This is a genomic window from Noviherbaspirillum sp. (genome assembly GCF_036846085.1).
Lineage (GTDB): Bacteria > Pseudomonadota > Gammaproteobacteria > Burkholderiales > Burkholderiaceae_D > Noviherbaspirillum.
On the sequence record NZ_DAIUCO010000178.1, the window covers coordinates 1 to 11,239 of the forward strand.

Annotated in this window: 10 protein-coding genes; 1 reads left to right on the forward strand and 9 read right to left on the reverse strand. The window is 60.3% G+C overall.

Features of this window, described 5'->3' with window-relative positions; genetic code table 11:
* Nucleotides 1-325 precede the first annotated feature (325 nt).
* From V7080_RS18205 to V7080_RS18220, 4 genes are all read right to left on the reverse strand, one after another.
* On the reverse strand, nt 326-1,834 hold the full coding sequence (locus V7080_RS18205; RefSeq protein ID WP_334189812.1) for a tripartite tricarboxylate transporter permease: 1,509 nt from the start codon (nt 1,832-1,834) through the stop codon (nt 326-328).
* A gap of 16 nt (nt 1,835-1,850) precedes the next feature.
* Complete coding sequence (locus tag V7080_RS18210; protein ID WP_334189813.1) at nt 1,851-2,465, reverse strand: tripartite tricarboxylate transporter TctB family protein; 615 nt, start codon at nt 2,463-2,465, stop codon at nt 1,851-1,853.
* A gap of 367 nt (nt 2,466-2,832) precedes the next feature.
* Entirely contained in the window at nt 2,833-3,810 is a 978-nt protein-coding gene (locus tag V7080_RS18215) for a Bug family tripartite tricarboxylate transporter substrate binding protein (protein WP_334189814.1), read from the reverse strand.
* Between the two features lie 273 nt (nt 3,811-4,083).
* Nucleotides 4,084-6,492: a DUF6351 family protein gene (locus tag V7080_RS18220; RefSeq protein WP_334189815.1), complete on the reverse strand. Its 2,409-nt coding sequence runs from the start codon at nt 6,490-6,492 to the stop codon at nt 4,084-4,086.
* A 485-nt stretch (nt 6,493-6,977) separates the two neighbouring features.
* Here V7080_RS18220 and V7080_RS18225 point away from each other — a divergent pair, with 485 nt between their 5' ends.
* The gene (locus tag V7080_RS18225; RefSeq protein ID WP_334189816.1) at nt 6,978-7,943 is read left to right on the forward strand and encodes a ketopantoate reductase family protein; all 966 of its coding nucleotides are present in this window, start codon (nt 6,978-6,980) and stop codon (nt 7,941-7,943) included.
* 109 nt (nt 7,944-8,052) lie between these two features.
* On the opposite strand, the gene V7080_RS18230 is transcribed toward V7080_RS18225, so the two are convergent.
* The 5 genes from V7080_RS18230 to V7080_RS18250 all read right to left on the reverse strand — a co-directional run.
* Nucleotides 8,053-8,652 (reverse strand): histidine phosphatase family protein, encoded by a 600-nt coding sequence (locus tag V7080_RS18230; protein ID WP_334189817.1) that lies wholly within the window; start codon nt 8,650-8,652, stop codon nt 8,053-8,055.
* 15 nt (nt 8,653-8,667) lie between these two features.
* Nucleotides 8,668-9,156: a hypothetical protein gene (locus tag V7080_RS18235; RefSeq protein ID WP_334189818.1), complete on the reverse strand. Its 489-nt coding sequence runs from the start codon at nt 9,154-9,156 to the stop codon at nt 8,668-8,670.
* The gene (locus V7080_RS18240) at nt 9,156-9,503 is read right to left on the reverse strand and encodes a DUF6152 family protein (protein WP_334189819.1); all 348 of its coding nucleotides are present in this window, start codon (nt 9,501-9,503) and stop codon (nt 9,156-9,158) included. Before V7080_RS18240 ends, V7080_RS18235 begins: the two co-directional genes overlap by 1 nt.
* Before the next feature lie 111 nt (nt 9,504-9,614).
* Nucleotides 9,615-10,049 (reverse strand): response regulator, encoded by a 435-nt coding sequence (locus V7080_RS18245; protein ID WP_334189820.1) that lies wholly within the window; start codon nt 10,047-10,049, stop codon nt 9,615-9,617.
* A 291-nt stretch (nt 10,050-10,340) separates the two neighbouring features.
* A partial coding sequence (locus V7080_RS18250; RefSeq protein WP_334189821.1) for a serine hydrolase occupies nt 10,341-11,239 on the reverse strand: 899 nt, incomplete at its 5' end.

Sequence of the window (11,239 nt, forward strand, 5' to 3'; positions counted from 1 at the left end):
TTTTGGCGAAGCAAAAAAGAAGGTGGCCCGCCGGGGCCAGTCCCGGCTAGTCTCTACGGAGAAAGGAAGGCGTTGCACTACCGAAGACACTCCGTCGCTCTAGATTCCCGCCTTCGCGGGAATGACAGGGAGGATGCACCACCGTAGTTATTCCGTCGTCCTGGACTCCCCGCTTGTACGGCGCGTACTGGCTTGCAAGCCAGTACCGTTTTGCAGGCAGATAGCATCCTGTCCAAAGCCGGCCCCCCGGCTGCGAAAATGCGAAAAATAAAAAAGGCGTGCAGATCACTCCACACGCCTTTCATCAAATCCAACGCGCCGCCCCCTACTCCTCGACGAACGTCTCTTCCCTCTTCTTCGAAATCGCCGGAATCGAAATAATCACAATCAACGCCAGCGCCGCCAGCAACATCGCCAGTGACAGCGGCCGCGTGAAGAACACCGTCGGATCGCCCTGTGACAGCAGCATCGCCCGCCGCAGATTCTCTTCCATCATCGGCCCGAGAATGAACCCCAGCAGCAGCGGGGCCGCTTCGCAGCCGAACTTGATGAACACGATGCCCAGCACGCCGAACATCACGGTAATCAGCACATCGAAGGAATTGTTATTGACCGTGAACACACCGATCGAGCAGAACATCAGGATCGCCGGATACAGGATGCGGTAAGGCACCTTCAGCAGTTGCACCCAGATGCCGATCAGCGGCAGGTTGAGAACCACCAGCATCAGGTTGCCGATCCACATCGACGCGATCATGCCCCAGAAGAGCGTCGGATTGCTGGTCATCACCTGCGGACCAGGCTGGATGTTGTGCACCATCATCGCGCCAACCATCAGTGCCATCACCGCGTTGGGCGGAATGCCGAGCGTCAGCAAGGGAATGAAGGAAGTTTGCGCGCCGGCGTTGTTGGCGGATTCCGGGCCGGCAACGCCGCGGATGTTGCCCTGGCCAAACGGCACGGCCGGGTTCTTGGTCACCTTCTTTTCGATCGTGTAGGAAGCAAACGAGGCCAGCAGTGCGCCGCCGCCGGGTAGGATGCCGAGCGCCGAACCGAGGCCGGTGCCGCGCAGGATGGCGGGTAGCGCTTCCTTGAAATCCTTCCAGCTCAGGATCAGCCCCTCGACCTTGCTGGTGAAGACCTCCCGCTTTTCCTTCAGGTCGACGTTGACCATGATTTCAGCAAAGGCGAACACGCCCATGGCAATCGCGATGAAGCCGATCCCGTCGGACAATTCGGGAATATCGAATCCAAAGCGCGCGATGCCGCTGTTGACGTCGGTGCCGACCATGCCCATCAGCAGGCCGAGGACGATCATGCAGATGGCCTTGAGCAGCGAACCTGATGCCAGCACCACCGCGCCGATAAGGCCAAGCACCATCAGCGAGAAATATTCCGCCGGACCGAACTGGATCGCCATCTCCGCCAGCGGCGCCGCGAATGCGGCAAGGATCAGCGTACCGAAGCAGCCGGCGATGAAGGAGCCGAGCGCAGCTACCGAGAGGGCCGCGCCTGCCCTGCCCCGCCGCGCCATCTGGTGGCCGTCCAGCATGGTCACCACCGAGGACGCCTCACCGGGGAGATTGACGAGGATCGCGGTGGTCGAGCCGCCGTATTGGGCGCCGTAGTAAATGCCGGCCAGCATGATGAGCGCCGACACTGGCGGCAGCACATAGGTTGCCGGCAACAACATGGCGATGGTGGCGATCGGTCCGATACCGGGCAGCACGCCGATGAGCGTGCCGAGCACGCAGCCGATGAAACAGTACATCAGGTTTTGCAGCGTGAACGCGGTCGCAAAACCCAGGCTTAGATTGTCGAACAGGACTTCCATGTCGGGTCTCGCTTTCTTATCGTGGTTCGGCCGGGCGGAACATGCTCTCCAGCTCGAGCATGTCAGGCCAGATCGGCATCTGGAGATTCAGGCCGTAGATGAATACGCCAATGCCCAGCAGGCACAGGAATATCACGCTGGCCACGACTTCCTTGGCCTTCACTTCATGGCTGGCAAGCGACGCGATGACGATCAGCAGCGTGACGCACACAACCAGGCCAAGACCCTTGACGAGCAGACCGAACAGCGTCACCGCCGCCAGCACGAGGCCCATGGTCCTGAGGCCGATCACGAAAGCGAATATGCAGCCGGCCACGATGCCGACCGACAGCGACGCGCGTGGCGTCAAGCCGGAAAAGGTAGTGATGACCGTAAAGACGATCATGCCGATGAAAACAATCAGGGACTTGAGCGATACCTTGCCCGATGTATCTTCTGTCGCGCCGAGTCCCTTGAACAACACGAGCGCGCCGAGCGTGGCGAGCAGGCCGCCGAGATAGAAGGGGAAAAAGCCGGGGCCCATGTCGGCGGCGGTGCCGATGTTGTAACTTCGCGAAAGATACATGGCGACCGTTCCGAAGCATACGAACATCAGCCCGGCATAGAAATCCTGGTAATTCTTGATTTTCATCCTATTCTCCTCTTCAATGCGTGCCCGGCCCTGCCGGATCGGCGGCATCATTGAAGAATTGTTACGTGTTAAGCGCTGTCCTCACCTTCATTTGCACGATGCAAGCCAGCGCAAGGCTGCGTCGTGCGGTTTGCTGCGTTGGAATCGATGGCCAGCCGGATGCAAGCATAGCCCGTGCCTTGCGGCGCTGGAGCCGTGCATGAGCAAAGTATGCGTAGAGCACGCAAGCGATGGCCGTCCCAGTCAGCGGCCTGCGGTGAATGAACGGCAGCGCATTCCCGAAGCATCATTATTGTTATGGGGCACGACAACGCCGGGAAGTGCATGTGCGGTCGCACAATCACTATCCCGGCGTCTGGCCAGGGTATCAGGCCCGATTCAGGCCGAGGCTCTGGATAGTCTGCTTTTCTTCTTCGAACGTGTCCTTGGCAAACTTCGTGTACTGCTCGGTATCCATGTAGATCACCGGCTGATCGTACTTGTTCAGCGTGGCGATCACTGCCGGGTCCTGCAGTGACTTCTGGAATGCATCGTGGATGCGCTTGACCAGTGCCGGGTCCATGCCCTTCGGACCGCCGACGCCGAACGGCGAATCGGATACGGTCTGGTAGCCCAGTTCCTGCAAGGTCGGCACATTCGGCCAGCGTGCGGTGCGCTTGCTGCCGTAGGTTGCCAGCAGGCGGCAACGCCCTGCGTCGACGTGCGGGCCCCAGCCGGTCGCATCGCTGTGCGCCATGACGTGTCCGCCGAGCACGGCCTGCATGCCGTCGGCATTGCCCTTGAACGGAATGTGCTGCATCTTGATGCCGGCGCGGCGCGAGAATTGTTCGACCACCAGGTGCGGCGTCGTGCCGGTACCGGTGGAACCGTAGGTGAGCTTGCCCGGGTTGGCCTTCGCGTAGTCGACCAGTTCCTTGATGCTCTTGATCGGCGAATCCGACCGCACCACGATGCCGAAGGTGTAACCGGTCAGGCAGGCGATATAAGTCAGATCCTTCATCGGATCGAACTGCACTTTCTGCATGTGCGGAATGCGGAAAATACCGAGTGGAAGCTGCGACAGGGTATATCCGTCGGGACGCGCGTTGACGAGTTCGATGGCACCCAGCGTGCCGCCTGCGCCCGGCTTGTTTTCAACGATCATCGAACCGCCGAGGGCCTTGCCGGCGCTCTCGGCGAATGCGCGCATGACGACGTCGGTGGAACCGCCTGCCGGCCATGGGCAGATCAGGCGGATCGGGCGTGACGGATAGCCTTGCTGTGCAATCGCCGGGAAAGCCAGGGTTGCGCTGGCGGCGACCGATGTCTTGATGAAGTCACGTCGTGAAAACTTATATTGAGTCATGGTTTTTGTCTCCTGCATGGTTGAACCGTTTTGCCTGCATTGAAAATCAAGCCGCACGGCGTTACGCGTGCGGTGCGGGATTGAGTTTGCCCGAAATTTCTTCGAGCGGCCAGTATGATCGATTAAAGATTATTGCTGCAAGGCACATCGACCTGCGGCCGCATGTATCTTCCCGTACATCCGGTCGCAGCAATGCTGCCCTCATTTTCCTCTCGTACTCAAGGTTCGGGCCGCGCAGGAAATCCTGCGCGGCCCGAATGTACTCCTACAACGTTACTGTGCTGCCGGTGTTGCCGCTGGTGCGGCCGGCATCGGCGCACCGCCCGGACCCGCCGCGAAGGTCAGCGGCGAAACAGCATCCTGCTGCCCCACACCCGGCTTGCTCCAGTCACAGACTCCGCCCGGGAACACTGCCTGCAGCCTGTTCTGCTGCTCGGCCGTCAGCGTACGCGGTGCGTACTCTGCAGCATTGAACGGCTTGAGCTGGCATTTCAGGACGTTTTCCGACAACGGGCCGCCTGCAGCCTGGCGCGGCGACGATGCCGGCCGGAGGAACGAATCGGCATCGCACCGCGCCTTGTCGAACACCTTGGTGGTCTGGGTGGTGTCGGTGCTGAGATAGCAGAAATCGCGTGCCTCCGCCGGCTTCGTCCTCGCCACTTTCTGCTCGATCGTGCCAGCCGCGGTATCGGCCTTGAGCGCCGTCAGCCACTTGTCCATGGTGAGGAAGGAGTCCAGCGAGATGTCCGCCGACGGCGCATAGCCGTTGCGGCCGAAGCGCCACATCACATGGTTGTCGAAGTTGCCGTTGGCCTGCTGGATGCGATCCCGCAACTGGAAGCTGCGCCATACGTGGTGGATGCCCGTCAGGCCGTTGGTGCCGGTGGCATTGAGAGCCCGGTCCGGCAACGGCACGATGAGCGAATCATCCCAGCCGCGCAGATCGATGATCGCGGTCTTGGCCAGCTGCTTGCCGCTGGTGACAATACCGGCACGATAGGCGATTGCCAGCGCTTCCGGGTCGGCGGCGCTGCGTGCCGGCACGTATTGCAGATCACGGTTGGTACCGCCGATGCGCTCGTTCAGTGTGACAAACTCTTCCGCCGTGATCGCGCCGCTGATGAACGCTCTCAGGCCATATTGCACACCGACGTTGTCGAGCGTGGAGCGGGCGAAGACCGTGCCCGGCACCCTGCCCCAGATCGCCACCGCGTTGTCCTGCGCGCCGCAACGAATGCCGTTCGGGTTGCTGACCGGGTCGTAGACCTGGGACGCCGGCAACTGGCAGTTGTTGGTGGCAGTGGCGGCCTGGGTGATGGCGCCGGTCGCGTTATCCGTTACCGTCCTGGCGAAGAAATTGCCCGGACGCGGATTGTTCGCGAACAGGTTGTTCCAGCCATGGCAGCCGGTCTGGTCGACGTGGCCGTTGATCGCCGCCTTCTTGGCATTGATCTGCTCCTGGGTGTAACTGGAGCTGGACATCAGCGCCAGCCACTCCGGCTTCTGGTAGGCCTCGACCAGCAGCGCGCAGTCCTGCACCTCGATCGCAGTGGACTCCGAATCAGGATAGGTACATGCCGGCTGGATGCCGTCCAGCAATCCCGGGCTGATCGACGATGCGGTGAGCTGGTTGATCGAGCCGCCCGAGCAGCCTGCGCCCATCGTATAGCGGATCGGACCGTAGTTCTCGGTGATGCGCTCCTTCATCATCATGACGGTTTCCGACATCTGCACCCGGTTCGAGTTGTACTGCGAGTCGGTCAGGCTGTTCATCACCACCATGAAGCCGCGAGACAGGGATTTGTCGTCGGTCCAGGAGCCCTGCGGACGGAACTGGCGACGCGGCTGGCCGGTGCTCGAACCGAACATGTACAGGACCTTGCCGTTCCAGTTTTGCTGCGGTGCGGTCCCGGCCCATGGTTTGGTCGGATCAAACAGCACCGCGATATCGTAGATGCCGCGATTCACTGTACCGCGCTCGACACGGACGATGTACGGCACCTGCGTGCCGTTCTCGAGTGTGGCGTTTGCCAGGTCGGCCGGCCTCGCGGCCGTAGGGTCGTAAGGCTTGAAACAGCCGTTCGCCGGCGGCGTCGCCGGCGGAGTGGGATCCGGCAATGCATTGACGCATCCGGCGGTCGTGGTCTTGTAATACAGCTTGTATTCGGTGGCGATGTTGCACTGCGCGTCGGTTGCGGCGGTGGTCAATCCACTGCCATTGGTTGCGGCAGTCGTCGCGGTGGCGGCCTGGGGAGTCGGTGTAGCGCAAATCCAGGGCTGCACCTGGGGACCGGAGATGATCGGGCCGCCGATCGGGAAATTGGTGACTTTCAGGCTGGTGCCGCGGGCACCCGGGGCAGTCGCCGTGACGGTGTTTTCGCCATTCGCGAGACCGGTTACCAGGCCGGTAAAGCGGCCGTCGGCACGTACTGCGAATGCACTCGTAACGTCCCGGCTACCGACGCTAACCCGGATGCTGCTGGCTGCCACGCCCGCCGGCACGGTCACTTCCACGAGGGCATCGCCTCCGCTGACCATGTCGGCACGATTGGAGAGAGTTCGGACATCGAGCGCCGCATTATTCGGCGTTCCGCCGTTGTCGTCATCTCCGCCACATGCAACCAGCACCATGCAGGCTGCTGCTACCGGCAGCAGCCGGGAGCCGTATTGAATCAACCTCATTGTTTGTCTCCTGTGTTTTTATCGCAGCCCGTCCTTGCGGGCCACCGTCGAACCGCGTGCGCGGCTATCAAGTCACCACTCCATCCCGTTTTCACCTCCATCTGCGTCAAAATACGAAAGTTAGTGCGGTTGTTGAAACGTTCGTCGAACACAAAGCCGTGGCAATTCTGCACAGCGGAATTTGATTCCGTAATTTAGGGCAGTGTAACGACTCATTCAGAGTATGTAAATGGCAAGCTGGAGCAGATTGGAAATTTCTGTATCCCATGCATATACATACAGTGAAAAAAATTGTTCAATGCAGCAAACCGGATCGGTTATCGGTTGCACATCTCCGGTAACCGGCAGTTAAGCCATTGATTCGCCGGGAACAACGTCCTGTACTGCATTGCAGAACATTGTTCTGCTGTTATACTGGCTCCCCTCTGATGTATATCAACTCTTGGGCGCTTTAACAGATGCCTGCCAAGAAGGAGAAATTTCTCGTGTCGGATTCACCACTTTCCCAAAGCAGGATTCTTGTCATTGGCGCGGGCGCCATCGGCAGCTTTTATGGCGCTGCGCTGCAGGCTCAAGGCGCAAACGTTTCGGTCGTGTGCCGGTCCGAATATGACATCGTCCGCAGTGCCGGTTTTTCGATCGAGAGCAACCGCCTCGGCGACCGCACTTTCGTCCCTGCCCAGACCCTGCGATCGGTGACGGACTATGCCGGCGGACCGCCCGATTACCTGATCGTCAGCGTCAAGGTGGTGGAAGGCACGGACCGGGTCGCACTCATTCGTGATGCCGTCGGCCCGGAAACGGTCATCGTGCTGATCGAGAACGGCGTCGAAATCGAAGGCGAGATCGCCGACGCTTTTCCGGACAATGAATTGATCAGCGCATTGGCGTTCGTGCAGGTGAGCCGCATTGCGCCCGGCAAGGTCAGGCATTACGCCTTCGGCGACCTTACTTTCGGCAATTACCCCTCCGGCGTCACCGACCGCGCGCGCAAGCTCGCGGCAATGTTCGAGAAGAGCGGGATCAAGATCACGCTGGCGGACAACGTGGTCACCGCCCGCTGGCAGAAATGCCTGTGGAACGCCGTCTTCAATCCGGCATCGGTAATGGGCGGCGTACTCGATACGGACGACATGCTCAATGCCGAGGAAGGCGAATCATTCGTCCGGCGCGCAATGCGGGAGGTGTGCGACGTCGCCGCGGCGACCGGCCATCCGTTGCCGCCGCAGCTCATCGATCAATATATCGATGGCACCCGCAAGGCGCCTCCCTACAAGACCAGCATGGCGCTCGATTACGAGAACGGCCGTCCAATGGAAACCGAGATCATTCTCGGTAACGCCGTACGCGCGGGACGCCGTGAAAAAGTCGCCATCCCGCTGCTGGAAACGCTGTATGCATTGATGAAAATGGTGGAACGCAAAACCGCGAAGGCTACGAAGCAGGAGTAATGCGGAGGGGCGCCGGATTTGCCGGGCAAAGAGTCAATCGATGAGCGGCCATCGACTTCGCCCCACGCCGGGCTCCGCCGTTCCGGTCGCTATACCAATGCACCGCGCCCTAGCGGGCAAAGAGATTGATCCGCCCTACCGGCTTGAATTTGCCGGCGTCGAAGGTAGTCACGACGATTTCTCCAGTGGCCGGGGATATCCCGGTAAGCGCCTGGATATTCACCGCATGGGTCACCAACACCAGATTCCCGGTATTGGCGCGCTTTCCGAATTTGGCGGCATAGGCGGATACTTCCCGCACTTTCGCCTCATCCGATTTCTCCCGGTCGTTGAACATCGAATCAATCATCGTCGCTGGTGTCGCCCTGCCGAATGCCAGCATCGCCGTGTCGACACATCGGCACCAGCGACTCGTCAGCACCTCGGAAACCGGAATGCCGCGGCTGCGGAATGCGTCGCCGATGGCCTTCGCATCCGCCTTGCCTTGCGACGAAAGATTGCGCTGGGTGCTGCAGTCGCCGACGACGAAACCATCCGGATCGCCGACGCCCGGATCGGTCACCGCATGGCGGATGAATACCACGCGGCCGCCGCTTTTAAGGGACGCCCAGGCATCGTCGCCTGCCGCGTGCAATACCGGCGCCGCGCCGATCAGCAGGGCCGGCACCAGGCTCATCAAACCACGCTTCAACCATATGGTGAACACCATGATTCGCTCCCTCACTCAGGTATAGGCCAGCAGCCTGCCGCAGGAGATCACGGCGATCCACAATGACAGCGATAGGAGTGCTTGCACCTTTGCCGCGGCTGGTATGACGGCATTGTTTCCCCAACTGCCGGCGGATCGGTAGACGCCGATGTGAAAGATCAAGGCATTGAGTCCGGCGGCGGCGATCAACCCCAGCTTGAGGCGAAAGACGGTACTGGCGGCGAATTCATCGGGATGGGCGGAAAACATCATCAGCCCGGCCGGCACGATCAGGATCAGGCCGGCGGCGGACCAGCGCAGCAGATGCCGGCCGAGCGCGGGAACAGGAAGCTGCCGGGCAAAGCCCAGTATCCGAAGATCGAACATCGCGACCGCACCGACCAGCACGACGAAACCGATGATGTGGATAATCTCGATGATCGGGTACAGCCAAAGCCATCCACGCATCGCCTGGCCAAGCGCGGACGCGCCAAGCCAGCCGAACATACCCGCCGTTTCGTGCATCAGCGAAGCTCGGTGGTCTTGCCGTCGATGATGATGCGTTCAGCACGCATCTCGTCGGGCTTTTCCCGGTTCGGATAACCTTCGACCGTCGCTTTGCCGCCGGGCTTCAGCATCTCCCTGGCGAGTCCACGGTTTTCCATGCGGGTCGGCGGTGCCAGGACCGCCGTCCATGTTTTGTTTTGTGTTTTAAGAACGACGAACCCGTGCGGATGAACATAGCCGGATTCCTCGATGGTGCCTTCCAGTTTCAGCGGTTGGTTGGCGTCGTATTCGCTCCAGCCGTGATGGGCAAAGGCGCTGGCGGCGCAGAACAGGACAGGCAAGGCTAGCAGTACAGGACGTTTCATGAGCGTTCTCCGTAGTCGCGTATGCCGGAGAGCTTACAACATGCTGCAGGATTGCGCTGACGCTGCGGAAGTCACCCGTGGCGATGACCTGGCGAAGCATCGCAGGAGGATTTACTGCTGCCTGGCGGCGTGATAGCCCTTCAGGACTTCCTGGATCTGGGCGAACTTGATGGGTTTGGCGAAGATGCGATCGAATCCGGCGGCCAGCGCACGTTTTTCTTCCGTGTCGTCAACGTAACCGGTAACGGCGATCAGGGGAATGTGCGACAGCTGATTGTCGGACCGCAATGTCTGCGCCAGGTCCAGGCCATTCTTTTCACCTGGCAGGCGCAGGTCGCAAAAGACCAGATCGGGCGGATCCTGACGAGCCGCTTCGATGCCAGAATGCGCATTGAAGGCGACGCGGGTCTCGCAGCCCATCACTTCCAGCAGGTCGCAGAAAAGTCGCGCGAGATCCTGGTTGTCCTCGACCACCAGCACTCTCAGGTGAAAGTCGGTCAGGACGACGCCGCTATTCGAATTGTTGTTATTGGTAGGTGTATTCACTGAGTTCCCAGGCTAGCCAAAGAGTGTTTTGCGTTCGTATTTTTATTGCAACGTTTGCACCGCGACCGCTGGACATCCGGGATGCGGGTGCTGCGCCGGGCGGATTCACCTGGGCGCAATTCGATGCGGCATTAATACGCTCAGCAGGAATTGTAGTCGACTTGGCGGGTCCGCACATCGACTCAATCCGGCGCAACAGGTATTTATCTGCAGTGGACTGGAATTGCGGCAATCAGTTGCAGGAAAATTGTTGCGCCGGAATCGGGCTTGGGATGGATCAAATCGATATGATTACCGGATGCGCGCCTTCTTCGCTGCCTTCATGCGGCTTTGGGATCGAGCCTGCACGACCGAGCGCTTGCCGGCCTTGGCCTTGGCGGATACCGACACGGCTTTCAGCGCAGGCGACTGAGCGGTAAATATAGGCTCCCCTTCCAGGTAGCGCTGCACATTTTCCGCATCCAGCATGCGGGCCGCAGCTTCCTTTGCGTTCAGCAGAACGACGATCACGTTTTTCCCGGCGGCCTGGACGCGCATGACCAGGCAGCGCCCGGCTTCGCGGGTGAAACCGGTCTTCGACAGTTGGATATCCCAGCCTTTTTTGCCCACCAGGCGGTTTGTGTTCCTGTATTGCACCGGCTGGCCATTGATATCCATCAACTCCCCTGTCTCGGTGGACATGCGGGTAATCTCGGGATAGTACGATGCAGCGGTCGCCATCTTGACGAGATCTGTCGCGGTCGACCGGTTGTGCGGCGAAAGTCCGGTCGGTTCTTCGATGGAGGTGTTGCGCATGTCGAGAGCGACCAGTTTGTCGCGCACCGCTTGCGCAAAGCCGGCATTGCCGCCCGGATAGGTACGGGCAAGGGCCGCCGCCGCGCGGTTGTCGGATGACATCAGTGCCAGCTGCAACATGGATTTGCGGGGCAGGACCGTTCCAACGGGCACGCGGGAGGAACTATGCTTGAGCACGTCGACGTCTACCTGGTCGATGGTGATCGGCTCTTCCATGTCGAGCTTGGCGTCCAGCACGACCATTGCAGTCATCAGCTTGGTGACGGAAGCGATGGGAACCACGTCATTGGCATTCTTTTCGAGCAAAACGCGACCGGTTTGCTCATCGAAAACCATCGCGTGCTGCGAGCTGAAAGGTAACGCGAAAGCGGAAGCGGTGTAGCCAAGGGCTGCCA